The 26010-nt window shown below is 64.3% G+C and carries 23 protein-coding genes; 14 read left to right on the forward strand and 9 right to left on the reverse strand.

Annotated elements, in window-relative coordinates:
- Positions 1 to 2: 2 nt before the first annotated feature.
- The 9 genes from ACQCS0_RS04870 to ACQCS0_RS04910 all read left to right on the forward strand — a co-directional run bounded on the left by ACQCS0_RS04870 (position 3) and on the right by ACQCS0_RS04910 (position 12587).
- A complete protein-coding gene (locus ACQCS0_RS04870) occupies positions 3 to 1709 on the forward strand; it encodes a thiamine pyrophosphate-binding protein (protein WP_354154169.1) in 1707 nt (568 codons plus the stop codon).
- A gap of 191 nt (positions 1710 to 1900) precedes the next feature.
- Positions 1901 to 2407, forward strand: coding sequence for a MarR family transcriptional regulator (locus tag ACQCS0_RS04875; RefSeq protein WP_354154168.1), 507 nt, complete (start codon positions 1901 to 1903; stop codon positions 2405 to 2407).
- Positions 2408 to 2409: 2 nt separating this feature from the next.
- Positions 2410 to 4053, forward strand: a complete 1644-nt coding sequence (locus ACQCS0_RS04880) for an MFS transporter (protein ID WP_354154167.1) — start codon at positions 2410 to 2412, stop codon at positions 4051 to 4053.
- A 250-nt stretch (positions 4054 to 4303) separates the two neighbouring features.
- Positions 4304 to 6037, forward strand: a complete 1734-nt coding sequence (locus tag ACQCS0_RS04885; RefSeq protein WP_354154166.1) for an ABC transporter ATP-binding protein — start codon at positions 4304 to 4306, stop codon at positions 6035 to 6037.
- Complete coding sequence (locus ACQCS0_RS04890) at positions 6034 to 8097, forward strand: ABC transporter ATP-binding protein (protein ID WP_354154165.1); 2064 nt, start codon at positions 6034 to 6036, stop codon at positions 8095 to 8097. The genes ACQCS0_RS04885 and ACQCS0_RS04890 overlap by 4 nt, the downstream gene beginning before the upstream one ends.
- A 47-nt stretch (positions 8098 to 8144) precedes the next feature.
- A complete protein-coding gene (locus ACQCS0_RS04895) occupies positions 8145 to 8561 on the forward strand; it encodes an acyl-CoA thioesterase (protein ID WP_354154164.1) in 417 nt (138 codons plus the stop codon).
- Positions 8562 to 8693: 132 nt separating this feature from the next.
- The gene (locus ACQCS0_RS04900) at positions 8694 to 8945 is read left to right on the forward strand and encodes a PLDc N-terminal domain-containing protein (RefSeq protein WP_354154163.1); all 252 of its coding nucleotides are present in this window, start codon (positions 8694 to 8696) and stop codon (positions 8943 to 8945) included.
- A gap of 71 nt (positions 8946 to 9016) precedes the next feature.
- The gene (locus ACQCS0_RS04905; RefSeq protein ID WP_354154162.1) at positions 9017 to 11260 is read left to right on the forward strand and encodes an AAA family ATPase; all 2244 of its coding nucleotides are present in this window, start codon (positions 9017 to 9019) and stop codon (positions 11258 to 11260) included.
- A gap of 187 nt (positions 11261 to 11447) precedes the next feature.
- On the forward strand, positions 11448 to 12587 hold the full coding sequence (locus ACQCS0_RS04910) for a 5-methylcytosine restriction system specificity protein McrC (RefSeq protein WP_354154224.1): 1140 nt from the start codon (positions 11448 to 11450) through the stop codon (positions 12585 to 12587).
- A gap of 44 nt (positions 12588 to 12631) precedes the next feature.
- Here the strand turns inward: ACQCS0_RS04910 and ACQCS0_RS04915 are convergent, their stop codons facing one another.
- Positions 12632 to 14287 carry a HAMP domain-containing sensor histidine kinase gene (locus tag ACQCS0_RS04915; protein ID WP_354154161.1) on the reverse strand — a complete coding sequence of 552 codons (1656 nt, stop codon included), beginning with the start codon at positions 14285 to 14287 and terminating at the stop codon, positions 12632 to 12634.
- 100 nt (positions 14288 to 14387) lie between these two features.
- Here ACQCS0_RS04915 and ACQCS0_RS04920 point away from each other — a divergent pair, with 100 nt between their 5' ends.
- Positions 14388 to 15161 (forward strand): response regulator transcription factor, encoded by a 774-nt coding sequence (locus tag ACQCS0_RS04920; protein WP_354154160.1) that lies wholly within the window; start codon positions 14388 to 14390, stop codon positions 15159 to 15161.
- Here ACQCS0_RS04920 and ACQCS0_RS04925 read toward each other — a convergent pair.
- From ACQCS0_RS04925 to ACQCS0_RS04935, 3 genes are all read right to left on the reverse strand, one after another.
- Positions 15134 to 15544 carry an Hpt domain-containing protein gene (locus tag ACQCS0_RS04925; RefSeq protein WP_354154159.1) on the reverse strand — a complete coding sequence of 137 codons (411 nt, stop codon included), beginning with the start codon at positions 15542 to 15544 and terminating at the stop codon, positions 15134 to 15136. The genes ACQCS0_RS04920 and ACQCS0_RS04925 overlap by 28 nt on opposite strands.
- Before the next feature lie 205 nt (positions 15545 to 15749).
- Positions 15750 to 16226 (reverse strand): very short patch repair endonuclease, encoded by a 477-nt coding sequence (locus tag ACQCS0_RS04930; protein WP_354154158.1) that lies wholly within the window; start codon positions 16224 to 16226, stop codon positions 15750 to 15752.
- A 19-nt stretch (positions 16227 to 16245) separates the two neighbouring features.
- Positions 16246 to 16680: a pyridoxamine 5'-phosphate oxidase family protein gene (locus ACQCS0_RS04935; protein WP_354154157.1), complete on the reverse strand. Its 435-nt coding sequence runs from the start codon at positions 16678 to 16680 to the stop codon at positions 16246 to 16248.
- A gap of 270 nt (positions 16681 to 16950) precedes the next feature.
- Between ACQCS0_RS04935 and ACQCS0_RS04940 the strand changes: the two genes are divergently transcribed.
- From ACQCS0_RS04940 to ACQCS0_RS04950, 3 genes are all read left to right on the forward strand, one after another.
- A complete protein-coding gene (locus ACQCS0_RS04940) occupies positions 16951 to 17574 on the forward strand; it encodes a DUF6318 family protein (RefSeq protein WP_354222700.1) in 624 nt (207 codons plus the stop codon).
- On the forward strand, positions 17574 to 18485 hold the full coding sequence (locus ACQCS0_RS04945) for a PKD domain-containing protein (RefSeq protein WP_426940042.1): 912 nt from the start codon (positions 17574 to 17576) through the stop codon (positions 18483 to 18485). The genes ACQCS0_RS04940 and ACQCS0_RS04945 overlap by 1 nt, the downstream gene beginning before the upstream one ends.
- A gap of 155 nt (positions 18486 to 18640) precedes the next feature.
- On the forward strand, positions 18641 to 19711 hold the full coding sequence (locus ACQCS0_RS04950) for an alkene reductase (protein WP_354154154.1): 1071 nt from the start codon (positions 18641 to 18643) through the stop codon (positions 19709 to 19711).
- Positions 19712 to 19926: 215 nt separating this feature from the next.
- Here ACQCS0_RS04950 and ACQCS0_RS04955 read toward each other — a convergent pair whose 3' ends face one another.
- Positions 19927 to 20223 carry a hypothetical protein gene (locus ACQCS0_RS04955; RefSeq protein ID WP_354154153.1) on the reverse strand — a complete coding sequence of 99 codons (297 nt, stop codon included), beginning with the start codon at positions 20221 to 20223 and terminating at the stop codon, positions 19927 to 19929.
- A gap of 138 nt (positions 20224 to 20361) precedes the next feature.
- Here ACQCS0_RS04955 and ACQCS0_RS04960 point away from each other — a divergent pair, with 138 nt between their 5' ends.
- Complete coding sequence (locus tag ACQCS0_RS04960; protein ID WP_354154152.1) at positions 20362 to 22827, forward strand: Tex-like N-terminal domain-containing protein; 2466 nt, start codon at positions 20362 to 20364, stop codon at positions 22825 to 22827.
- Between the two features lie 55 nt (positions 22828 to 22882).
- Here ACQCS0_RS04960 and ACQCS0_RS04965 read toward each other — a convergent pair whose 3' ends face one another.
- Genes ACQCS0_RS04965 through ACQCS0_RS04980 form a run of 4 tightly spaced genes read right to left on the reverse strand, consistent with a single transcriptional unit; the run spans position 22883 to position 25921 of the window.
- The gene (locus ACQCS0_RS04965; RefSeq protein WP_354154223.1) at positions 22883 to 23623 is read right to left on the reverse strand and encodes a DUF2071 domain-containing protein; all 741 of its coding nucleotides are present in this window, start codon (positions 23621 to 23623) and stop codon (positions 22883 to 22885) included.
- 42 nt (positions 23624 to 23665) lie between these two features.
- Complete coding sequence (locus ACQCS0_RS04970; protein ID WP_282330909.1) at positions 23666 to 24049, reverse strand: DUF1622 domain-containing protein; 384 nt, start codon at positions 24047 to 24049, stop codon at positions 23666 to 23668.
- 60 nt (positions 24050 to 24109) lie between these two features.
- Positions 24110 to 24970, reverse strand: coding sequence for an NAD-dependent epimerase/dehydratase family protein (locus ACQCS0_RS04975; protein WP_354154151.1), 861 nt, complete (start codon positions 24968 to 24970; stop codon positions 24110 to 24112).
- Positions 24971 to 25018: 48 nt separating this feature from the next.
- On the reverse strand, positions 25019 to 25921 hold the full coding sequence (locus tag ACQCS0_RS04980; protein WP_354222592.1) for a nuclease-related domain-containing protein: 903 nt from the start codon (positions 25919 to 25921) through the stop codon (positions 25019 to 25021).
- Positions 25922 to 26010: the final 89 nt, after the last annotated feature.

The following is a 26010-nucleotide window of genomic DNA, read 5'->3' on the forward strand; positions in this document are numbered from 1 at the left end:
CCATGATTGATTTCGATCCGGGCACGGCAGCTGCGCCCGCAGGGGAGAGCAAGGGGAGAAGTCAGCGCAACGGCGGGGACCTCGTCGTCGAAACCCTTGAAGCCCTCGGCGCCAAGACCGTCTTCGGCATCCCGGGCCAGCACGCACTCGGCCTGTTTGACGCCATGGGCCGCGGAAACCTGCACTTCGTGTCCTCCCGCGTGGAGAACAACAGCGCCTTCGCCGCGGACGGGTACTCCCGCGCCACCGGTGAAGTGGGTGTGCTGTTCCTGTCCACGGGACCCGGCGCGCTGACGTCCCTGGCCGGCCTGCAGGAGGCCTACGCCACGGGAGTGCCCATGGTGGTGGTGGCCAGCCAGATCCCGCTCGACGGCCTGGGCGCCCGCCGCAAGGGCATGCTGCACCAGCTCGATGACCAGAAGGCCTCGGCCGCGAACGTCACCAAGAGCCAGCGCCTGATCCAGCACGCGTCGGGCATTCCCTCAGCCATCCAGGATGCCTGGACTGAAGCCATCTCCTCGCCGCAGGGGCCGGTCTGGCTGGAAATCCCGCAGAACGTGCTGCTGGATCCCATCATGGTGCCACCGGTGGAGGATGCACTCGCCGAAGCAGCGGACAATCCGCCCCGCGTGGAGCTGGTCCGGGAAGCGGTGAAATGGCTGTCGACGGCGGAACGTCCCGCCATCATCGCCGGCGGCGGTACGCGGCGGGGCCGGGCCGAAAAATCGCTGCTCTCGATTGCCGAGAAGCTGCGGGCGCCGGTCATCTGCACCCCGGGCGGCAACGGCGCCTTCCCCTGGACCCATGAGCTTTCGCTGCAGTCCTGGATCGAGGACCGCCACATGACGGACCTCCTTGAGGATGCCGACGTCCTGATTGTCATCGGCTCGTCTCTCGGTGAAGTAACGTCCAACTACTTCACGTTCACGCCCCGCGGCCGCATTATCCAGATCGACGCCGAACCGCGGGTCCTCGAATCGAACAGCCCCGGCCTGGGCATCCGTGCCGACGCCGGCCAGGCGCTCGCCGCCCTCGACGACGCCCTGGCAGCGCCGGTGGACGCCGCCCGCAGCTGGCACGGGACCACCCCCGAGGACCTGGTGAAGGAATCCCTCGCCAAGGTCAAGGCAAGGCTCGAATCCCAGGACCTGGGCAAAGAGCTGATGTTCATGTCGGACATCCGCGAGGCCGTCCCCGCGGACATGCAGACCTTCTGGGACATGACCATCTCCGCCTATTGGGGCTGGAGCTGCTGGGATGCGCGGCAGGGTCAGTTCCACTCCGCCCAGGGCGCAGGCGGCCTGGGCTACGGCTTCCCGGCAGCCATCGGCGGCGCCGTCGGGCTAGAAACACTGGGCAAACCGGGCCGTGTTCTTGCCGTGTCCGGTGACGGTTCATCCATGTACTCCATCTCCGAACTCGCCACCGCCAAGCAGCACAATGTCCCGGTCACGTGGCTGATCGTGGACGACGGCGGTTACGGCATCCTGCGTGAATACATGGTGGGCGCGTTCGGCAAGGCCACGGCCACCGAGCTCGCACGCCCCGACTTCGTGAAATTGGCGGAGGCGTTCGGTGTGCCGGCCACGCGAGTGGCCCCCGAGGACGTCGGGGACGCGCTTAAAGCGGGCTTCGCGGCGCACGGACCTAACGTTGTCGTCGTCGAAACCCTGCTCAAGATGTTCGCTCCCACCCACCAGGACGGCTGACCAGCACGCACCAAAGCACCCGCTCCACCACAGCGCGAGAGGACACTTGAGGCCCCATTCCAAAGGGCCCCAAGTGTCCTCTCGCGCTTTTGTTGTGAGGGTATGTGCCACCGCACCCAGCTCTTTAGTTTCCCAAAGCAACCAGTTAAGGATATAGTTGCCTTAGGCAAACAAAAGAGGAGAGCTCAACCATGGCAGTTGCCCCGGATACCGCAGCGGACCTTGTCTACCGCATTTTCGACCTCCAGCGGGTGGTCCGATGTGTGGCCGCGGCGAGCTTCCGCGGACAGGACACCGGGGTTGCGCTGCAAGGCGTCCTCAGGTTCGTGGGGGAGGGGGAGTCCCGCGCCACCCAGCTTGCGGAGCGGCTCGGCGTCAGCGCCCCCGTCCTCAGCCGCCACATCGCGGACCTTGAAGAGCAGGGTTACGTCATCCGTCGGCAGGATCCCGACGACGGCCGTGCCCAGTTGGTTGCCCTTTCGCCGGCCGGCGCGGAAAAGCTCCGGAAGATCGAGGAGCACCGCACGGCCACGCTGCAGGATTACCTCAGCGACTGGAGCCAGGAGGATGCCGAAGATACGGCACGGATTCTGACGAAACTCTCGGAGTCCCTCAAGCATTCAGCCCGGGAACATGCAGTCCCGGCACTTTCAACCATGGCAACAGCCGCCGCAAACCAGACCTTCCAGGAGCACTGATTATGTCGAGCCAACCGGCCGCACCCCCCTTGGCGATGACCCACCGCCAGATCATGGAAGCCCTGACCGGGCTCCTCGCGGCGTTCTTCACCGCCATCCTCAGCAGCACCATCGTGGCCAACGCGTTGCCCACCATCATGTCCGATCTGCACGGCACCCAAACCGACTTCGCCTGGGTGATCACCGCTGCCCTGCTGGCCAACGCCGTCACCACCCCGATTTGGGGCAAGCTGTCGGACCTCTTCAACAAGAAGATTCTGGTCCAGCTGAGCATCGTCATCTTTGTGGCCGGCTCGGTCATGGCCGGACTCTCCGAGACCATCCCGCTGCTGCTCACCGCACGCGTTATCCAGGGTGTGGCCATGGGCGGGCTCACCGCGCTGGCGCAGGCCATCATCGGCACCATGATCCCGCCGCGGGACCGCGGCAAATACTCCGGCTACATGGGTGCCGTGATGGCGGTAGGCACTGCCGGCGGCCCGCTGCTGGGCGGATTCATCGTGGACAGCCCGCTGGGCTGGCGCTGGACCTTCTTCGTCTGCGTGCCGCTCGCCGTCGTCGCGCTCATCCTGCTCCAGATCACCCTGAAAATCGAGCACATCAAACGCCACGTCAAGATCGACTGGCTTGGCTCCATCCTGCTGACCTCCGGTGTCAGCCTGCTCCTGATCTGGGTGTCCTTCGCCGGCAACCCCGCCTACTACGACTGGGTTTCCTGGCAGTCGGCCGCCATGGTGGGCGGCGGCGTGGTGCTGCTGGCCCTGCTGGTGCTGGTGGAGTCCAAGGTTGAGCAGCCCATCATCCCGCTGAAGATCATCTCCGAGCGCACCACCGCTTTGGCCATCATCGCTTCAGTGGCCGTGGGCATCGCGATGTTCGGTTCAACCACCTTCCTGGGCCAGTACTTCCAGGTGGCCCGCGGGGCCACCCCCACCGAAGCCGGGCTGCTGACGCTTCCGATGATCGCCGGCAACCTGACCGGTTCCGTCGTTTCCGGTCTGCTCATCAGCCGCACCGGAAAATGGAAGGGCTATCTGATCGGCGGGTCCATCCTGCTGATCGGCGGCCTCGGCCTCGCAGGGACCATGGACCACACCACCGAACTGTGGCAGGCCGGGATCTTCACGGCCATCCTGGGCCTGGGCCTCGGCATGCTGATGCAGAACCTGGTCCTTGCGGTGCAGAACACCGTCCGGGCGTCAGACATCGGTACGGCCAGCTCGTCCGTGGCATTCTTCCGTTCGGTGGGCGGCGCCATCGGTGTCTCCGTGCTCGGCGCCGTCCTCAGCAACCGGGTCAGCGAACTCGCCACGCAGGGCCTGGCCGCGGCCGGCATTCCTGTGGCGGGCGGCTCTGCCGGCGCCAGCATGGACCTTGTTGATATGCCCGCACCGGTGCGCGAGATCATGCGCGCTGCTTACGGCGACGCCACCGCCGAGGTCTTCCTGATCTCCGCCGGCGTTGCGGTGATAGCCCTGATCTCGGTCCTGCTCATCAAGGAGCGCCCGCTGCGGCGCACGGTTGACATCCAGCCGGCTGCTGAACCAGGGGCGGGGGCAGCGCCGGGGACAGGCGCAGGGGAAAGCGCTAAGGAAAACGCCAACGCTGACAGCACGACGCCGGAACTCGCCTCCGCGAACCGCTGACCTGAGCGCGAACGGCTGATCGCCGCGCGAACGGACACTTGAGGCCCCATGGATCCGGGGCCGCAAGTGTCCGTTCGCGCAGGTGAGTGGTGGAGGAACGTGTGGGGGAGTACGCCGATCGGATGATATTTACCGTAGATGTTTCGCCGGGGCAACGGATTTCGTAGAGTAGGTAGGCTGAGAAATGTCAGCCCCGTCTGCTACTACTTATCCTCATCATTTCGCGCTCTCTCCCTAAGGAATCAAGGGCATGCTCCTCACCCTCATACGGCGCTACTCCAAACCGTATATGCCATACATCGTGGCCGTCGTAGTGTTCCAGCTGGCATCCACCATCGCAGCGCTTTACCTTCCCAGCCTCAACGCCCAGATCATCGACGAAGGCGTTACCCGCGGGGACACGGATTTCATCTGGCGGACCGGGTCCGTGATGCTGCTGGTGGCCATTGTCCAGGTGGGTACCGCCATCGCCGGCGTCTACTACGGCTCCAAAACGGCCATGGCCGTGGGCCGGGACCTGCGCCGCGGGGTGTTCCGCAAGGTCACCAGTTTCTCCGCCAAGGACGTGAACAGGTTCGGTGCCCCCACCCTCATCACGCGCGGCACCAATGACGTCCAGCAGGTCCAGATGCTGGTGCTGATGGGACTGAACTTCATGGTGGCCACCCCCATCATGTGCATCGGCGGAATCATCATGGCGCTGCGCGAGGATATCAGCCTGTCGTGGCTGGTCTGGGTCTCCGTGCCCGTGCTGTTCGTTGTGGTGGGCTACCTGGTGGTCCGGCTGATGCCCCTGTTCCGTTCCATGCAGAAGAAGATCGACCGCATCAACGCTGTCCTGCGCGAGCAGATCATCGGCATCCGGGTGGTCCGCGCCTTTGTCCGCGAACCGTACGAAACTGACCGTTTTGGCGTCGCCAACAAGGACCTGACCGACGTCTCCTTGAAAATCGGGGCCTTGTTTGTCCTGATGTTCCCGGCCATCGGCATGATCCTGCACCTGTCCACGGCAGCTGTGCTGTGGTTCGGCGGCCAGCGCGTGGATTCAGGCGAGATGCAGGTGGGCTCCCTGACCGCGTTCCTGCAGTACCTGTTGCAGATCCTCATGGCCGTCATGATGGGCACGTTCATGGCCATGATGATCCCGCGGGCCTCGGTCTGCGCGGACCGCATCGGTGAGGTGCTCGACGTCGAACCCTCCATCCACGATCCCGAACGTCCCGAGACTCCCGCCACAGTGGCCGGGGTAGTCGAGTACCGTAACGTCACCTTCGCCTACCCAGGTGCCGAGACGCCGGTGCTGAGCAACGTCAGCTTCACCGCCAGGCCAGGCGAGACCGTTGCGATTATCGGTTCCACCGGCGCAGGCAAGACCTCGCTGCTGGCCCTGCTGCCGCGCCTCTACGACATCGCCGAGGGCGAAGTCCTCCTGGACGGCGTCTCCGTCAGCAACCTGGACCGCGCCGAGATCACCAAGCGCGTGGCGCTCGTCCCGCAGCGGCCGTACCTCTTCTCCGGCACCATCGAACACAACCTGCGCTTCGGCAAGACCGAAGCCACGGACCAGGAACTCTGGGACGCGCTGCAGATCGCCCAGGGCGGGGACTTCGTCCGCGAGAAGAAGAACGGCCTGGACGCCCGCATCGCACAGGGCGGCACCAACGTCTCCGGCGGCCAGCGGCAGCGGCTCTGCATCGCCCGCGCGTTGATCACCAAACCCAAGGTCTACCTTTTCGACGATTCGTTCTCAGCACTGGACGTGGCAACCGACGCCAGGCTCCGCGCAGCCCTGAAACAGACCACCGCCGACGCCACAGTGATCATCGTGGCCCAGCGGATCTCCACCATCACCGACGCGGACCAGATCCTGGTCCTGGACAACGGCCGGATCGTGGACCGCGGAACGCATGAGGAACTCCTGGAAACGTCACCCACTTACCAGGAAATTGTTGAATCCCAGCTGAGTGTGGAGGAAATGGCATGAGCGCCGCCAAGAAGGTCTCGACGCGCTCGACCACCGAAACGAACCCGGATTCCGTAACTCCCGAAGACCTCCTGGAGGACGACGGGTTCTTCGAGGAGGAGTACAAACCTTCCGAAGCCGACGGCGATATGTTCGGCGGTATGCCCGCCAAGAAGGCCGAGCACTTCTGGCCCTCGGCGAAGCGCCTGCTGGGGCTCCTGAAGCCTGAGGCTGTGGGCATCTACGCCGTCGTGGCCCTGGTGGTGGTCTCGGTGGTCCTGAACGTCATCGCCCCCAGGATCCTGGGCCAGGCCATGGACGTCATCTTCGGCGGCGTAGTGGGCAAGCAGCTCCCCGCCGGCGCCAGCAAGGACCAGTTCGTGGAAGGCCTGCGCCAGCAGGGGCAGGAAAACTTCGCGGACATGGTGTCCCGGATGGAGCTGGTTCCAGGCACTGGGATCAACTTCCAGAAGCTCTCGGTCCTGATCGCCATCGTGCTGCTGATGTACTTTGTGGCCAACATCTTCCTCTGGCTGCAGGGCTACGTGCTGAACCGCATCGTGATGAAGGTGATCCGCAGGCTCCGGGACGACACCGAAAAGAAGCTGAACCGGCTCCCGCTGAACTACTTCGACACCCGCCAGCGCGGCGACGTCCTCTCCCGGGTAACGAACGACGTCGACAACGTCCAGCAGGCGCTGCAGCAGGCCTTCGCGCAGCTGATCAGCTCGCTGCTGACGGTCATCGGCATCGTTATCATGATGTTCATCGTCTCGTGGCAGCTCGCCCTCATCGCCCTGGTGGCGCTGCCGCTGTCCGGCGTGGCGGCCGGCCTGATCGGTTCGCGCAGCCAGAAGCTCTTTGCCGCCCAATGGAAGAACACGGGCGAGCTGAACGGCCAGATCGAGGAATCCTTCTCCGGTCACGATCTTGTGCGGGTTTTCGGCCGTGACGCTGACATGCTGGAACGCTTCGAAGAGCGGAATGAGGCCCTGTACAAGGCCAGCTTCGGAGCCCAGTTCGTCTCCGGCATGATCTTCCCGGTCATGCAGTTCGTTTCCTACCTCAGCTATGTGGGCATTGCCGTCGTGGGTGGTCTCCGGGTGGCCTCGGGCTCGATGTCCCTGGGCGACGCCACGGCATTCATCCAGTACTCGCGCGAATTCACCCAGCCGCTGGGCCAGATGGCCGGCATGGCCAACATGCTGCAGTCCGGCGTGGCGTCCTCGGAGCGGGTGTTCGAATTCCTCGACGCCGATGAGCAGGACCCCGAGTCCGTCACCGAGCACCTGCCGGCCAAGACCGACGGGCATGTGGCGTTCAACGACGTCACGTTCAGTTACACCGAGGACAAACCCCTGATTGAAAACCTGTCCTTCACGGCGGAACCCGGGCACACCGTGGCAATCGTCGGTCCCACGGGGGCCGGCAAAACCACCCTGGTGAACCTCGTGATGCGCTTCTACGAGCTCAACTCAGGGTCCATCACCCTGGATGGCGTGGATGTCACGCACCTGAGCCGCTCCGAGCTGCGGTCCAAGGTTGGCATGGTACTCCAGGACGCCTGGCTGTTTGGCGGGTCCATTTACGACAACATCCGGTACGGCAACCTGGATGCCACCGAGGAGCAGGTCATGACGGCCGCCAAGGCCACCTTCGTGGACCGCTTTGTGCGCGCCCTGCCGGATGGCTACGACACCATCATCGATGAAGAAGGCAACAACGTCAGCGCCGGTGAAAAGCAGCTGGTCACCATCGCCCGCGCATTTGTGGCCAACCCGTCGCTGCTCATCCTGGACGAGGCAACCAGTTCGGTGGATACACGCACTGAACTGCTGGTCCAGAAGGCCATGGCGGCGCTGCGGACGGACCGCACCAGCTTTGTGATCGCCCACCGGCTGTCCACCATCCGCGACGCCGACACCATCCTGGTGATGGAGAACGGCAAGATCGTGGAGCAGGGTAACCACAAGTCACTCCTGGCGGCGGAAGGTGCCTACTACCGGCTGTACATGTCCCAGTTCGCCGGTTCCGACGTTGAGGACACCGTTGTGGACGATTCGACGGCGGTCCACAGCTGAGCGCCCTGGAAGCCGGAGCCGCCCGGCGCATTGAGGTCCTGGTCCCGATGCGCTGGGGTGACATGGACGCCTACGGGCACATCAACAACGTCCAGATTGTCCGGATGCTCGAGGAGGCGCGGATTATGGCGTTTGGGCCTCCCCGGGGCACCGGTCTGCCGGGCGTTGAGCCGGAAATGTCGCTGTTCAACGACGTTCCGGAGGGAACCCTGGCGCTGGTGGTGGACCACAAGATCCGCTACGTCAGGACGCTCGAATACCGCAACATCCCGGCAGTGGTCCAAGTGTGGATCGGTGCCGTCAAGGGCGCCAGCTTCGACATCCACTACGTGGTGCAGGACCCGGTCACCCGGGAGGACTGCGTCCGGGCCAGCAGCCACCTGGCGTTTGTGGACGAAGCCTCCGGCCGCGTCCTGCGCCTGACACCGGAGCAGAAGGAGCGGCTGGCGCCGTTCACTTTTTGAGCCGTTCACTTTTGAGCCGTTCACTGTTTGAGCCGTTCACGTTTTGACCCGTAAGGCGCCGTTCGTGCGCATCCGTTGCGCAGGCACGGCGGACACCGGAAACTGGGAATATCCACTAAGGAGCGTTTGATCATGGCCAAGAAAACCAAAAAGACCTGGAAAGAGATGTCACCGGCGGCACGGGCAGGATTTGTGGCCATCGGAATCGCGCAGGTGTCACTGATGCTGGCCGCCCAGCGGGACATTTCCAAGCGCCCGGCTGACCAAATTAACGGGCCAAAAGCGGCCTGGCGCGTGGCTGCCCTGATCAATTTCATCGGGCCGATGGGCTACTTCATTCTTGGGCGCAAGCGGTCTGGTGCCGGGGCCGTGTCAGTCAAATAGCGGGCCTGTGAACTGCAGACCGCCAGGGACTTCGGAGCGGGCATCCAGCTTGAGCCTGTAAATTTGAACCCATGACCCCAAACCCCAAGACTGCCATGCACCGCGCCCTCGGTGTCTCAAAGGAGATCGAGGACGCTGCGTGGTTTGTGCTGGGACCGGGCTTGCAGGGCAAGCCGTCAGCTTTGGACGGAAACACGCTGACCTGGACCGCGGAGGCTGCGGCAGAGCTGCTGGAACGCCTGGACCGGGGAACCGCGGACGCCAAGGCGCCCATGATGACAAACCTCCGGCAGAACCTCGAAGACGCGTCCCGGGAGGCCAAGCAGCTGGCCGTCGAGCTGCTCTTCCTGCAGTCGCTGCCCCTGGCGCACGAGGTGAAGTCGCTCAAGGTCAAGCGTGCCCGCGTGGCTGAGGCCGCGTCCTGGCTGGAAACACCGTTGGAAGCACCGCTGGAGCTGCCCGAGGAACTCTACAAGGGCATGACTGACCACGGCGTGATCAGGGACCGCACCGCCGAATTCAACTGGACCATTTGGGACCACCTCAAATGGCTCTGCCGCTTTGTGCAGCACGTGGACCAGCAGATTCCTGCAGCCATCGCCAAGGCGCTGAAGGACCCGCTCAATTTCCACGAGCTCGCCGCGGGCACACCGGGGGACCAGCCGGCTATCCGCCGCAGCATCGAGTACCTGGCGTGGCCGAGCTACTTCGAGCCCGTTGTGGCGGACGTGGAACGGCAGGAAATCCGGGACGCGTTCGCCTCCCTGGTGGGCGGGGCCAAGGGCGACAGTGATGAAGACATCACCGCGGACATCCACCGCATCCGGCTGCATTTGGATGAACAGGCCGGCCAGCGGATCGACTGGTACGCCCGCCAGCTGGTCAGCCAGTGGCGCAAGGTCGGGGACCCCGGGCGCCGCGCGTGGCTGCTGCGTACCCACAGCGACAACGCCGAGCTCCTCACCGCGTGGCAGGAAGAGGAGAAGGTGACGCTCGACGTCGAACATCTCCGCCATCTGGACCCCGGGGTGACCGCCGGGCTGGTGCAGCACGCGGTGGACGAGGATTACAAGCACCTGGGCTACGTGGAGCGGGAGGACACCAAAACAGCGGTGTTCGCCTTCCTCACCGTCATGAAGCCCGGCGACCTGGTTCTGTTCCAGCATGCCGGCACCGTGCGGCTGGGCGTCGTGCTGGGCGAGCCCGAGCACAACGATGACAACCGTCGCCTGCGGCGCAAGGTGCGTTGGCTGGACGACGGCCACGCCACCACCGATCTGCCCCGTCACGTCCAGCGGCAGCTGGCCACCTCGGGGATCGTTGTTGACGTCACCAAAGTGGTGCAGGCGCTCCAGGCGCTTGTGCCGGCCGAGGCGGAACCGGAGGACGACGGCGACGCCGAACCTGCCGCCGTCGTGCCCCCTGTGCAGGAGGGCTTCCGCCCGCTGAGCCGCGACTTCGCGGAGTCGCTGCACATGGACCTGGAGCCGCTGCAGGAGATCGCGGAACTGCTGGAGGAGAACCGCCAGTTGGTCCTGTACGGGCCGCCCGGAACCGGCAAGACGTACCTGGCCAAGCATCTCGCGGCGGAACTGGCCCAGGACAGCACGGACGAACGGGTGAAGCTGGTGCAGTTCCACCCGTCCTACGCGTACGAGGACTTTTTCGAAGGCTACCGGCCGGACAAAACGGACGAGGGCCAGGTGGCCTTCAAACTCGTGGCGGGGCCGCTGCGCCGCCTGGCCGAAGAAGCCGCCAAGCCCGGGAACGAGAAGAAGCCCTATTTCCTGATCATTGACGAGATGAACCGGGCCAACCTGGCCAAGGTGTTCGGCGAGCTTTACTTCCTGCTGGAGTACCGCGATGACCGGATCTACCTGCAGTACAGCCCCAACGAGCCGTTCACGCTGCCGGACAACCTGTACATCATTGGCACCATGAACACCGCGGACCGCTCCATCGCCATGATGGATGCCGCCATCCGCCGCCGGTTTGCGTTCATCGAGCTGCATCCGCAGACGGAGCCGGTGCAGGGGTCGTTGCTACGGTTCCTGCAGGCGCGGAACCTGGACACCACGCCGGCACTGCTGCTGGATGCGCTCAACGCCGCCATCGACGAGTGGGACCGGGACCTGATGATCGGCCCGTCGTACTTTATGAAGACCGCCGCCCAGACGCCCACGGGGCTGCGCCGGATTTGGAAATATGAGCTGATGCCGCTGCTGGAAGAGCATTACCACGGCCAGCTGACGCGCGCGCAGCTGGAGGAACGGTTCGGTCTGGAGCAGCTGCTGGGGCGCCTTGTTACCAGCTAAGCCAACCCATACTCCCGCCCACGGCGGCGCCGCGTCAGGAGGGGCTGTGCAGGGGCGCGCAGCGCAGGGTGGCGCAGCGTTGGGCGGCGCCCAGCAGCGTGGTGGCGGCCCCGCAGTGCGCCACCTGGTCCTCGATGAGCTGTGCAAAGGCACCGTGGAACGCCTCGATGCGGCCAGCGCGGCCTTTATGAACGCCAGTGGACTTGCCAAGGCCTCCCCGATGGGCATGGGTTTGTACCGGATCGAGCCCGCGGGCAAGGTGGGTTCGGTCCGCACGGCCACCCTGCAGCTGGATGTGCGCCCCAAAGACCGGCTGGGTCTGAGCCGGCTGCTTTTCCTCCTCAGCTACGCCGGCAACCAGGGCTTCCGAGCCGACTCCGTGGCCGCAACCGAGGACCGCGAACTCTGGAGCGCCCTGGCCGAATCCTTGGCGCAAATGGCAGAGCGTGCCCTTGGGCGAGGGGTGCTGCAGGGCTATCTGACCGTTGATGAGTCCCTCCGCACGGTCAAGGGCCGCATCCGGATTTCCGACCAGATCTCCCGCCGCCCCGGCATGCTGGTGCCGCTGGAAGTGTCCTACGACGAGTTCACCGAGGACATCGCCGAAAACCGGATCCTGCGCGCCGCGCTGGAACGGATGGGCCAGGTGCCCCGGGTCCGCCCCGAAGTGCTGAGCCGCCTGCGCCAGCTGAAGGGAAAGCTCGACGCCGTCACCCGCCTACCTGCCGGTGCGCCCCTGCCACCATGGACGCCGAGCCGGATGAACGTTCGCTACCAGCCAGTGCTGCGCCTCGCTGAGCTGATCCTGAAGAATGCGTCTGCTGAGGCGGGCGAGGGGAAGCAGCAGACGGCGTCGTTTGTGGTGGACATGGCCCAGGTGTTCGAGGATTTTGTGGGCACGGCGCTCCGCGAGGCCATGGCGGCGTATCCGGGGGAGATGCGGCGGCAGTTCAACGCGCTCCTGAGCGAAGCTGTCCATGATGCCGACCGGCTATCCGTGCGCCCGGACGCAGTGCACCTGCTGGGCGGCCGGCCGGTGGTGGTCTACAACGCAAAGTACAAGGCCGCCACGGACTTGGGCGCCTCCCTGACCGCCGACCACTACCAGATGCTTGCCCACTGCACCGCCCTGGGTGTGCCCACCGCCTGGCTGGTCTATGCGGGGGTGGGCGAGATGAAGCTGCGGAGGATCCTCAACACTGACATCGACATTGTGGAGTTTCCGCTGGATCTGTCGATGCCGCCGTCGGACATTCTGGCAGCGGTGGCGGACCTTGCGCGGCAGTCCTGGGGTGAAGTGGTCCGGACCGCCCGCGCGGTCCGGTGATCGTACCCGCCTCCCGGTGATCGAGCCTGTCAGATCCAGGAAACCTAGACCGGCATCCGGAACGTGAACGTGGTGCCCTGTCCCAGTTTGCTTTCCACCTGGATGGTTCCGCCGTGGGCTTCCACGATGGCCTTGCTGATGGGCAGGCCCAGGCCTACACCGGGAATCGATGTATGGCGGACGTTGCTGGTCCGGAAGAACTTGGCGAACACCTGGGCCTGGTCGTTGGCGCTCATGCCCATGCCCGTATCACTGACCCGGCAGGCGAGGTGGCCGTCGTCGTGCTCCAACGACACCACCACGTTCCCGCCGTCGGGCGAATATTTGATCGCGTTGGAGACCAGATTGTCCAGCACCTGGGAGATGCGGGGGCCGTCCACATGGGCATCCAGCCGCGCTGGCGTGTCGGCTGTCAGCGCCACGCGGGAGACGTCGGCCCTGGGCATCGCGGCGGACACGCTGGCACGCACCAGTTCAGCGACGTCGACGGCGTGTGGGGTCACGATCAGTTGCCCGTTTCTGGTGGCTAGGAGGTCGGACACCAAGGTGAGAAGCCGTTCAGAATTGCGCCTGATGATGTTCAGCGGTTCCAGTTGGTCGTTGCCGGGATCGTCCTCCAGGAGGAGTTCCACGTAGCCCAGGATGGAGGTCAGCGGGGTCCTGAATTCGTGGGACACGCTGGCGACGAAATCATCCTTGGCCGCCAGGGCGTCCACCAGGTCTGTCACGTCGCTGAACACGATTACCGAGCCGGCGAACGTTCCGTCCGGGTCCGTCATGGCCCGGGCGCTCGTAGTGATGGCCCGCTGTTCCGTGCCTGCGCCCAGCCAGACAAGGTAGTCGGTGAAGGTCTCGCCGAGGACAGCCCTGCGCACAGGTCGGTCCTCCACCGGGACAGGGGTGGTACGGTCCGCGGCGAAGACCAGCAGCTGGGACTCGTTCGGATCATCGATGTCCTTTGGGCGGGCCAGTTCGTGGTTGGCGCGCTGTTTCCGGTTCATCAGGATGTCGTGGCCGTCTGCGTCGACGGCGAGGACGCCCAGGTGCACAGTGTCCAGAACGGAGTTGAGTAAAGCCTCCTGTCTCCTGGTGCCGAGCAGGCTGGCTTGGAGCTGTTTATCTTTCTCTTCCAGGATCCGTTGCTGCCGCGTCATGCTCAGGGTCAACACGCTGACTGATACGCCGATTCCGAGCATCATGACAGGGAGGAGAAGGGGCTTGACCAGGGTAGGGCCAGACACATCTAGGCGAATCAGCAGCGGAACCCAGATCATGGCCAATGGCACGAAGAAGGACAACCACAGGGAAGTCCGGGGATAGTAGCCTGAGGCACATAGCCAGATGACGGGGAAGACTGCCAACAGACTGATTCCGGCCAGGCTCTCCTGCCCGCCTTCCCGGCCCACGCCGATGGAGGCGAAATCCAACAGCGGGACAACCAGGAAGCTAGTGTACGGCAGGCGGTCCCACGGCACCACGTAGCACAGCACCATGAGGGCCAGCTGGGAGAAGAGGAACGCCACGAATAGCGCGTTGTCCATGGTCCGGGGGAAAAACGCCGACACGAGGACCACGGCCAGCAGTGTGGTTATGAAAAGCGGCATTTGGCTGAGGGCAACTCTTTCCGTCAGCCGGTATTCATGGAAGGGTTTCCGGAAAAACCTAAGGTGGCCCGCGGCCCACGTTGCGGGTTCAGTCATGAACGTCGGCCTGAAGTGGGAGGATAGGGGAATACATACCAGCAGGATATCGGCAGCGGGCTATACTTCTCACGTTGTCAAGCTGGTTGAGGGGACTGGTATGAGTGAAGCACGAGTTGGTCTGGTCATCGAAGACGATCAGGATATCCGGGAGTTGGTACGGGCGGTCCTGACGCAGGCGGGTTTTGACGTCACAGTGGCGGGCAGCGGATTCGAAGGGGTCAAGGCTGCCAGAACCTTGAATCCAGACGTCATAACACTTGATTTGGGACTGCCGGATATCGACGGATTCGAGGTCTCCCGCCAGATCCGCGAGTTTTCGGATGCCTACATAGTGATGCTCACGGCACGGGCTGAAGAACTGGACACTTTGATCGGCCTCGAGTCCGGGGCTGACGACTACCTCACCAAGCCCTTCCGCCCACGTGAGCTCCGCGCGCGGATCGCGGCGATGATGCGCCGCCCCCGAGCGCTTCCGGACGCGGGGGAGAGCGCCCCTCCAGTATCTGATCGCCCGGTCGACCTCGGCACTGGCAGCGGAAACGGTCATTACAGCCACAATGGCTTGGATCTGAACTACGCCTCACGGTCTGTCGCTGTGGACGGCCAGGAGCTCAACCTGACGCGGACGGAGTTTGAACTCCTCTATGCCTTGCTCGAGGCGGGCCGGACTGTCCGGACCAAATCGGATTTGGTGCGTCGGCTCCGGGACGAGGATTACGACGTCGGAAGTTACATCAGCGAAGCGGACGAACGTTCGGTGGAGGTGCACATGGGCAACCTCCGGAAGAAGCTTGGTGATTCACCGCAGCAACCGCGCTGGCTGCAGACGGTCCGCGGTGTGGGTTACCGGTTGGCACCAGGCGGGCGCTGAGCCTGGAGCCGGTACAGGGTCTGGCGGCTGCACTGGTTGATCGGCCGGAGGTAGTTGGCGGCCAGTTGCGGCAGTGCAACGGATGGTTCCGCGCGCGGTGACTCTTCCCGGATGGAACGTTCAAGGGCCATGGCCAGCCCCGCCAGCCGTTCGGCGCCCACCATTTGGCTCGAAGTCTTGAGGCTCAGGACCGCGTCCACCGCCCCGTCCAGGTCTCCCGTGGTGAGAGCGAGCCGCAGCTTGCCGATCCGCAACGGCAGGCAGTCGATGAAGTTTCCCACGAACATGCTGCAGTAGCCCTCGTCTTCGTCGAGTTCGACGCGTAGCCGGTCAAGGACGGAGGGATCTACCAGGGGGCGCCCTGCGTCGTCGGATGGAGCCATGTCCGTCCCTTCCGCTCGCGACTGCCGCCCGGGTAGGGGGCTGTGACTTGGGTTTGTGTCCACTTTCAGCGTAAATCTGTTCCCTGAAGATGCAGCCGTCCGGGACAAGGACTGCGGGATTCCTGAGGAAAATGCGGGTTTTTCATAGGAGCTCATCTTTGCTGGTGCCGATCAATTCGCGAGGCGGCAAAGGCTCAAGATTGCCTCAACTTCCGGCTGGCATTGTTTGCCTGCTGTGGGCTTGTCTGGCGTCGGCTTGCCGGGCACCGAGGAACTCCACAAGGTGGGCTTCGAGGGCGGAGCCGTCCTTCAACTCGCACTCCCACACGGTGAGGACCTCCCAGCCGGCGGCCATCAACTGTTGGCGCTGGTCGGCGTCGCGGTTTCTGGTGCGGGTGCGCTTGGCTTGCCAGAAGGCGGCGTTCGCTTTTGGCGCGTGCTGGCCTACCCGGCAGTGGTGGAAGTGCCAGAAGCAGCCGTTGATGAAGATGACCTTTCGACGGCCTGCGAATACCAGGTCCGGGCGACCGGGCAGTCGACTTTTGCCTGCCTTGCCGTGCAGGCGGTAGCGGTAGCCTTTGGCGTGGAGGAGGCGGCGCACCAGCAGTTCCGGCTTGGTGTTCGTGCCCTTGATGCGGGACATGTTCCAGCTGCGCTGCTCGGGAGTGAGCATGTCCGCCATGATTCCAGTCTAGGAGCTCCTAGATTTCGCGCTCCGGCTGGTCGCCCAGTTCAAAATGGCGGCCGCTGACGGACGTCGGCACGATTTCCACGTAGAAATCCTTTAGCGTCGGCACCCAGGATTTCAGGCCAATTTCCTCGACGGCGGCGAGCTCCGTTGAGTTGGCCAGGACGCGCGCCGTGCCCCGGAGGACTACCGACCACGCCTCATCTGAGAGAATACCGTCCGTTTCGAGCAGCACGCGGGAGTTGATGGTGAGCTGCGCCAGCTTGTTGCCTGGCGCGGTGCGGAGGTAGATTTTCCGGTCCGAGGTCAGGTAGTTGACGGGAAAGATATCCGGTTCGCCGGCCACAGAGACCACCAGCCGGCCGTGCTTTGTTGCGTCCAGGAGTTTCCAGGACTGCTCGTCGTCGAGCTCAAGAACGGGGTTGCCATCTGCGTGCGTAAACATCATGCACGCCATTCTTCTACGTTCGGTAGAAGAATTCTAGGGTTTTGGCGCGGAGATTCTGCACCAGGGTCCTGGCGTGCGATTGTCCGTGTGACTTTTTATTGGTCCTTGGCGGTGGTAGAACCGATGGCGGGTGGCTGTGGATAACTTTCATCGCTCAAATGTGTCCTGGGCTACCCTTAAGGTCATTGTTCGGAGCGAAACGTCTTGAAACTATCGGGGGATTAGCTGCCCATGACATCGCACATCACTTCCACGGCCAGGCGTTTGCGCATGCACTTTGTTGCTGCTGTTGCCGTGTCCGCTTTGCTTTTGACCGGATGTAACCCGGGTGGCGATCCTGGGGGCACCTCGTCCGAGGCTCCGACCGCGAGCTCCACGGCCAGCCCTAGCCCCAGCCCAACCCCGACGGCGACTCCGGTCTATGTGCCGGCTTCGGCTAGCGGCCGTGCTCAGAATGTGCCGGTGCCGGTGTTGCCCGAGGTCGCAAAGACGGAGACGAAAGAGGGGCTGGAGGCGTTCGCCAGACACTGGTATGCCACTCTGACTTACGCCTATGAGACCGGCGACATGAAGCCGCTGGAGAGTATTTCAAGCCCAACATGCGTTAGTTGCGCTCGAGTGAAAGAGGTCGTCGAGGGCTGGCACTCGGGCGGCCAGTGGATCGCCGGCGGGCGCATGGTCGTTGAGGGTGCGCAAACGAAGTTTCTCGAGGTTGCGCCCGGGGAATATCAAGTCTTGATTCAGGTGCGGCAGGAGCCGCTTTCCTACTACCGCGCCGACAGGTCTCTTGATGAGACAACGGAGAGCAAGCCTGCGATCGGCGACATAATGGTTGCCGGATACGAGGCTGGTGTCTGGACTGCCAAAACTGTTGAGCACCTGGTCAATGAATAATGAAAACAATTGCCCGCTGCGGGTTCTTAATGCTGTTCGTCATCCTGCTATACGTTCCGACAGTTTCCCCTGCTCGCGCTGAGACTTCTGTCAAAGGTGACTGGGGAGGGGCCGGCGCGAATGTTGGTGGTTGGTATCAGGATCCGGGCTCAGGTGCGTGGACTGAAACTCCCATAGGAGTAGACGATGATCCTTACGTGTACATGTATAAGCACGTTTGCCGGACGGATCCGACTCTGGATGGCTCAAATTGCGCGGGACCGGATATCGCTTGCACAGCAGGCGATAATGGGCGGAGCGTCAACTGGTACAGATCGCTTGCAGAGTTTACTCCGCGTGTTTGGAGTTTTTTTGCGGGCCCGACCTGCATCTATGATGAAAAACCTGTCGACGTCCTGGAACAAATAGCCGCTCAGATCCAACAGCAGTTCGAGAGCCTCCCGATCAACGCCGGAGCCGTTGTCGCGCAGCCCAGCCCAAACACGCTCCGCGGTGCTGAGACGAACTTCTACGCGGACGCGTCCGAGCAACAGTTCGACGTGACGATGTTCGGGCAGAAGGTGCACGTTGTCGCGACGCCGGTTCAGTACACCTGGAACTACGGAGACGGAACCGTCTTCGGCCCGCAGCCTTCCATGGGTGGGCCGCTGCCCCAGGACCGCTGGGGTGAAAAGACCCGAACAAGCCACGTCTACGCGGACACGGGCGACTTCCAGGTTGTCCTCACAGCGTCCTTCCAAGGCACGTATTCCGTGAACAACGGACCACCGCTGCCTATACCGGGCCAAGGCCAGTTCAGCGCACCACCGCAGCCCATCAGCGTCTGGCGGTCCATCACACGGAACTATGCCGACGACTGCAACGAGAACCCGCAGGGTCAGGGATGCCCGGGCATCGCATCGCCCCGATAGGACGCCTCCGACGACGCGACTGAGACGGCTGGCAACGGCGCCGGGAAACCCTCGAAGCCGCCCCCGCAAAGAGTGATCCGCGCCTCCATCGGAATACTTGCACGCGCCGGGCAGTTGGGCACAGCAGTACCAATTCACCTCGAAAGGAACTGCGCATGCTGTTTTCCCCCTTGACTCTTGGCGAGCTTGAACTGCCCAACCGCCTGGTCATGGCGCCCCTGACCCGCCTCCGCTCAGGCGAGGACGGTGTTCCGGGTGCCCTGGTCGTGGAGCATTACCGGCAGCGCGCCTCACTGGGACTCATCGTCAGCGAGGGCACGTACCCCAGCCCCGCAGGACGCTCCTACCCGGGTCAGCCCGGTCTGGTCACCACGGAGCAGATTGCTGCCTGGAAGAAGGTCACCGACGCGGTGCACGCTGAAGGCGGCCGGATTTTCGCGCAGATCATGCACGGCGGGCGGGTTTCCCACGCGGACATCACCGGCGGCCACACCATCGTTGGTCCGAGTGCTGTTGCCATCGAGGGTGAGGTCCGCACGCCGTCCGGCAAGCAGCCATACCCCGTCCCGCACGCATTGACCACCGACGAGTTGCCCGTTGTGATGCAGGAAATCGTCGCCGGCTCGGTCAACGCCATTGAAGCAGGATTCGACGGCGTGGAGCTGCACTCGGCCAACGGCTACCTTCTCCACGAATTCCTGGCTCCGAACTCCAACGTCCGGGACGACAGCTACGGCGGTTCGCCGGAAAAGCGAGCCCGCTTTGTGATTGAAACGGTCAACGCCGTGGTGGCCGCCGTGGGTGCGAACCGCGTGGGTATCCGCATCTCGCCGGAGCACAGTGTCCAGGGCATCGCCGAAACGGATGCGGACGATGTCCGCGCCACGTACGAGGTGCTGGTGGACAGCATTGCGCCGCTCAACCTCGCCTACGTCAGCATCCTGCACCACGAGCCCACCAGCGAGCTGGTCCAGGATCTCCGGGCGCGCTTCAACGGCACCTTCCTGGTGAACTCCGGCTTTGGCACCATCACCACCCGTGAGGAAGCAGCCGCGCTGGTGGCCGACGGACATGCGGACGCGGTGGTGGTGGGGCGGCCCGCCATTGCCAACCCGGACCTCGCGCGTCGCTGGAAGGAAAGCCTTCCGCTGAACGAGCCGGACCCGTCCACCTTCTATGCTGACGGCTCCATAGGCTACACGGATTACCCCGCGTATTCGGCTTAGCGGTCAATTTTCGCCTTGACCGGAGCTTAACGACGACGGCGGCACCCGGCTTAGGTGCCGCCGTCGTTGGCTGCTCGGTGTGCTGTCCCGGCAGCCCGCGCCAATAGGCCATCCGACGGCTGTTTTGGCTCATTTTCTACGTTGGCCCGCCCAGATTCACAAGTGCTGAGCGGTAACTTCAGAATACTCCAGCGAATGGATTATTGCTAGGAAAATTATAGGTACGCCTCCCGGCCCGTCCCCTCGCGCATCACCAGCTTGTCATCCTGAATGGAGACGAGCAGGCTTTTGGGCTTTCCGCTGACTTTGGTGATGGCTTTCAGGCCCCGGTTGGTGACTTCCACACCTACCTGCGCCCCTTTCGCGGGAAGCTCCACGGATGTTTCATAGGCTTCCCCCAGCAGCGGGTTGGTGGACACCCCCATATCGCGGCGGACCTCCTTGCCGTTGACCATGACGGTGATGTTGGCCTCGTCGAATCCTTCCTGAAAGACGATGAGCAGTTCCCGCATGGTGGGCCTCTTCCTCGAAGTGATTGCCTGTGGCGGCATATCAACTACAGCACTTCGCGGCCCGGAGCGGAATACCCCGGCCGGCTGCCCGGCAGAGCGTCGCTGGAGACCATCAGGCCCGTAGGGCAAAATGTTCAGGTGACCCAACTCCCGCACGTCCCGTCCGCCTCCTCGTCTGCCTCCACTCCGGACGGCGCCATCCATGCCCAGATCGCCGCCGAGCTTGCCGTGAAGACCTGGCAGGTCAAGGCTGCAGTAGACCTGCTCGACGGCGGGTCCACCGTTCCGTTCATCGCCCGGTACCGCAAGGAAGCCACCGGGACGCTCGATGACACGCAGCTGCGCGAGCTCGACGAACGCCTGCGCTACCTCCGCGAACTTGAGGACCGCCGTCGTACTGTCCTCGAAGCGATTGCCGCGCAGGGGATGCTGACCCCCGAACTGCAGGCAGCGATCCTTGCCGCGGACACCAAGTCCCGGTTGGAGGACATCTACCTTCCGTTCAAATCCAAGCGCCGCACCAAGGCCCAGATTGCCCGCGAAGCCGGGCTGGAGCCGCTCGCTGATGCCCTACTGAAGCGTCCCGAGCTGGACCCGGAACGCGAGGCTGCCAGGTACCTGAGTGCCGAACACTCCATTGATGACGCGTCCGCCGCGCTCGCCGGCGCCCGTTCCATCCTGGTCGAGCGGGTTGCGCAGGATCCGGACCTCGCGGCGACTCTGCGCGAGCGGCTGTGGACGCAGGGGCGGATGGTGTCGCGGGTCAAAAAGGGCAAGGAGTCCGACGGGCAGAAATTCGCCGACTACTTTGACTTCGCCCAGGCGCCCACCGGGATGCCCTCGCACCGCGTGCTTGCGCTGTTGCGCGGTGAGAAGGACGGCGTCCTGGAGCTGGATCTCGCCGAGGCGGATCCGAACGACGACGACGCCCTGGCCGCCGCGCGTTCCCGTTACGAATCGGCCGTGGCCAGGTGCCTCGGGGTCGCCGACCGCGGCCGTCCCGCCGATTCGTGGCTGATCCAGACCGCGCAGCTTGCCTGGCGCTCGCGCGTGCTGGCCCGGCTGACTGCCGACCTCCGGGGAAGGCTGTTCACGGCCGCAGAGGACGAGGCTGTCCGGGTGTTCGCCGCCAACCTGCGCGACGTCCTCCTGGCGGCACCCGCTGGAAACCGCGCCACTCTTGGGCTGGACCCCGGACTGCGGACCGGCGTGAAAGTTGCCGTTGTGGACGGCACGGGCAAAGTGGTGGCCACCGACACCGTGTACCCGCACGCGCCTGCCCGGAAGTGGGACGAGGCCCTCGCAACGTTGGTGCGGCTGTCCCGGAAGCACAAGGTAGAACTGGTGGCCATCGGCAACGGAACAGCATCCCGGGAGACTGACAAGCTGTCCGCGGAACTGATCAAGCTGCTGCCGGCGGCGGATGCGAAACTGCAGAAACTGGTGGTTTCCGAGGCTGGGGCGTCGGTGTACTCTGCGTCGGCGCTCGCCTCGGCGGAGCTGCCGGGTATGGATGTGTCCCTGCGCGGGGCCGTTTCCATTGCGCGGCGGCTGCAGGACCCGCTGGCGGAATTGGTGAAGATCGATCCCAAGTCCATCGGCGTGGGGCAGTACCAGCACGACGTCACTGCAGCGAAGCTGGACCGCAGCCTGGACGCGGTGGTCGAGGACTGCGTGAACGCTGTCGGCGTTGACGTGAACACGGCGTCGCCGGCGCTGCTGAGCCGTGTGGCCGGCGTAGGGCCGTTGCTGAGCGAGAACATTGTGGCCTACCGGAACGAACACGGGCCGTTTGCCAAGCGCAGCGAACTGAAGAAGGTGCCCCGACTGGGTGCGAAGGCGTTTGAGCAGTGCGCAGGCTTCCTGCGGATCACCGGGGGAGCAGAACCTTTGGACGCGTCGAGCGTGCACCCCGAGGCGTATCCGATTGCCCGGAAAATCCTGGTTGCGGCTGGCTCTGCGCCGGCGTCGTCCCTGGACCCGCGGGCCTTCGTGGACGGAACGTTTGGCCTTCCCACCGTCCAGGACATCCTGGCCGAGCTGGACAAGCCCGGCCGCGACCCGCGGCCAGCCTTTGCCGCGGCGACGTTCTCCGAGGGCATCGAAAAAATCTCCGACCTCAAGCCCGGCATGGTGCTCGAGGGGACGGTGACCAACGTTGCTGCGTTCGGCGCCTTCGTTGACCTGGGAGTGCACCAGGACGGCCTTATACACGTGTCCGCCCTGGCCAACCGCTTCATCTCCGACCCGCGCGAAGTGGTCAAGTCGGGGCAGGTTGTGCGCGTGAAGGTGCTGGAGGCCGATCCGGAGCGGAAACGAATTTCCCTGACGTTGAGGCTCGACGACGAGCTGCCGCCCTCGGGCGGCAACCAGCGGGGAAACGAGGGCCAGCGTGGCGGGCGGAACGCAGGCGACCGTGACAGCGGCTCCGGCGGCGCGCGACGGCCCGGCGCCTCCGGTGGGCCCCGCCCCCGCAGCCAGAACGTTGAACCGGGACGGGGATCGTCCGGCAAACGTCCCGACAATCGGCCTCAGGCCAGCATTCCGGCTCCTGTCGATACAGCCATGGCTGAGGCGCTTCGCAAGGCCGGCCTCGGCAAGTAATCTGTCATGCTGGCTGGACGCCTAGCACCGGTAGCGGCGGGGCCAGCCAAAGCTGCTAAGGAAGCAGCACGCGGGGGCGCCCGAACTGGGTCCGAACTCCGGGGGAGAAGAGGACAGAGTCAGGGGGACCGGACACATTGATTCCGGCGGCGCTGATCAATTCGTCGTTGAGTCTTGTCACCTCGGCCCGGTGAAGGGGCCACGCCGCATGCGTGTTGGGAACGTACAGCGTGCGGCGCCCGATGGTGGTGTGGAGGCCGAACCTCGCTGTCAGGTGAACGGACAGCGGATCGGCAGCGACGGTGTCCAAATCGGGTACGGCGCCGAAGTCGCTCCGGGCCCCGTCCCTGAACCGGCGGACAGTGAAGCCGATGGAGTCATCTATCGCCGACCGACGGAAGCCCGCGCGGGACCAGACGTAGGGGATTCCCGCCGCCCGGGCCGCCAGGACCACAGCGAGCCGGTTGGCGTCCAGGCTCAGGAACACCACGCCTCGGGTGCCATCCGGTTCTCGGGAGTAAAGACGGACATTGATCTCGTTGAAGTCCCCGAAGAAGGGTATCGCGGGACCGCTGCCGAGCCCGGCCTTCCGCATGCGGAAACCTATCAGGCCCACCCACGACGAGCCGTCGAAGACGTCAGGTACCACCCCGGGCGGCATGAAGTGTGCTGCCTCGGCTTCAGGCAGACGCCAGTGCAGGAACAAGGCATCAGTCCAACGCTGGTCCATGATGATGGGCCCCGGTAGTTGGGGCGCCTCCGGCCAAGGATCCAGCTCGTTCGCGTGGGAAATCATCACTACTGCTGTCCTCCTTACTGTCTTTCCGCTGGTGGGGGCTTATGCGTCCGTTCGCGCCGTACCCGCGGGTGCTTTCTGCCACGGCCATCGTCCCGTGATTTCCAGCTCCAGCGAGAAGCTCAGGAACGTACGGATGAGGACGATGATGGCCAACACCCCGACGCTCTCGAAGGTGGGCGTCACGGCTACCGTCCGGATGATGTCGGCGGCCACCAGGAGCTCCAGGCCCAGCAGGATGGACCGCCCCAGCAGTTGCCGATAAGCGCGGTATACCGTCAGCTTCTCGGCCCCGGCCGGCAGTTTTCGCGGCTGATAACCGCGTAGGGCCATCGGAATGGACACCACAGCGCCGATAACCATCACGGATACCCCCGCCAAGTCCATGAATTTACCCACGGCCTCGATGATCTGCTGGAAATCCACCCTGCTCCTCGTGTGTAACGTGCCTGCCACCCCTTGGAAGAGGTGCCTTACGACAGCAGCCTACGGGTGGCGGACTCCAGTTCCGGCAAAGACCTCGCGGTAGCCCTCACGGAAGGTTGGATAGGCGAACTGGAAACCCGTGGACCGAAGCAGCGCGTTGCTGCAGCGTTTGTTGCCCCCGCGGGCTTCGCCTGCCGGACCGACTGGCGGTTCCGGATAGCCCATTTCGGCGGCCAGGAACCGCAGGACGTCGCCAAGTTCGGCGGGAGAGTTGTCCACACCGACATATACCGCCGCGGGCATAGCTTCCATGCAGGTCAGGCGCACCATCGCAGCAGCGGCGTCGTCCCGGTGGATCCGGTTGGTAAAGCGTGGCTCGTCGGGAACCACGGCATTCCCCCCGCGGACCTGATCAATCAAACGGGTCCGGCCCGGACCATAAATCCCGCCAAGCCGCAGCACAACGGGCGAAGTGCCCGTGCCGCGCAACCGCGAAACCAGGAGTTCCTCCGCTTCGAGGAGGATGCGTCCCGAGAAACTGCCAGGCGCCGCCGTCGTACTCTCGTCAACCCAGCCACCGGCGGCGTCCCCGTAAACAGCGGTGGAGGACACAAAAAGTACCCGGCGTGGCGTCACGCCGTCGCGCTCCAGGGCGTCCAGGACGTGCGTCAGCCCGTCCACATAGGCGGCCCGGTAGGCCGCTTCCGTGGGTGAGTCGGCCGCTACGGCCACGACGACGGCCGTAGCGTCCGCCGGGACGGTGGGTAGGTCCGTGGAGCCCAGGTCCGCTGCCACGCCTTCGATCGCAGATGGAAGTTTCTCGGGCGAACGGCGCCAGCCCACCACCCGGTGTCCGGCCGCGGCGAAGCGCAGGCCCGCTTCGGTGCCCAGATCGCCGCAGCCGGCCAAGAGAATCGTCATGGTGAAAGTCTGCCACTCCCACCGTCGTGACTCGCATTCGCGGCTTGATCAGGGCGCTGGAAGGGTGGAAACTACCGCTGGCGCGGGAACCGGGACTCTCTGCGGCTGGTGCGAAAGTTGTGAGAGCACGTTGGAGAGCACACCGAGAGCGACAATGATCAGTGCCAGCCGAAAGAGCACCCCCAGGCAGCTCGTCCTTTTCCTGCGTGCAGGCTTTGGTCGAGCGCTAACTGGAGGGCGTATGGTGCGTGGGTCATCGGAGGGGTCGCGTGCAGTGCGCCACCGTGCCAAGGATGTGGCAGGGCCTGCAGCATGCATGATATCCGAAGGCCCAGTCGGAACACTTCCAGTGGTTAGAAGCGGTGGACTTGACGTTCCGGCAAGCAGGTTGGTCAGGAATTGGTGAATGGCTTCGACTGTGTTCGCATCAAGCACGGCCGGCACAGCACCTATGGCGCGGCATACGGTGTCGATGCCCTGGACCCGCGCACCGCTGGCGGTGGTGCCCTGCAGATCGGGTTGTCCAACCATGCACAGCCACGCTTGAACGTAGCGGCGGTGCCGCGGTTCCAGGAGGGCTGCCACCGCTGAGCACTGCTCTACCACCCCGGAGACTTCACTCTCGCGTGAGTAACCGTTTTGCCGCAGGACGCCGCTCCGGATCTGGACGTCACCGGACCAGTTCTTTGCATCGATCACGATAACGCCGCCCGGGCCTATCAGGACATGGTCCAGATTGGCTTTGGGGCGTCCGGGCCAATGCACGTCATGAAGGGCCATCCAGCCCTGGGGCTGCAACGTTTCCAGGATCGCCGCAACACGGGCTTCACCCGCGGCACCCGCGGCCCACGCCCGTTCCGCCCGTTCTGCGTGCTCGAGTTGCCGTCGCAGTTTGGCCGCTCGTTCCGCCGCCATCCGCGCCTGCTCAGCCGCGCCGCCGCCTGCCCCCATTTTCGCCCCCAAGCCCGTTGGTGCCTACTGACAGCACTCGAGGCCTACTTTAGGCGAAAAGTCGCGCGCGGGGAGCAGGCAGGCCTCCT

Source organism: Pseudarthrobacter sp. S6, from assembly GCF_050156575.1.
Taxonomy (GTDB): Bacteria; Actinomycetota; Actinomycetes; order Actinomycetales; family Micrococcaceae; genus Arthrobacter.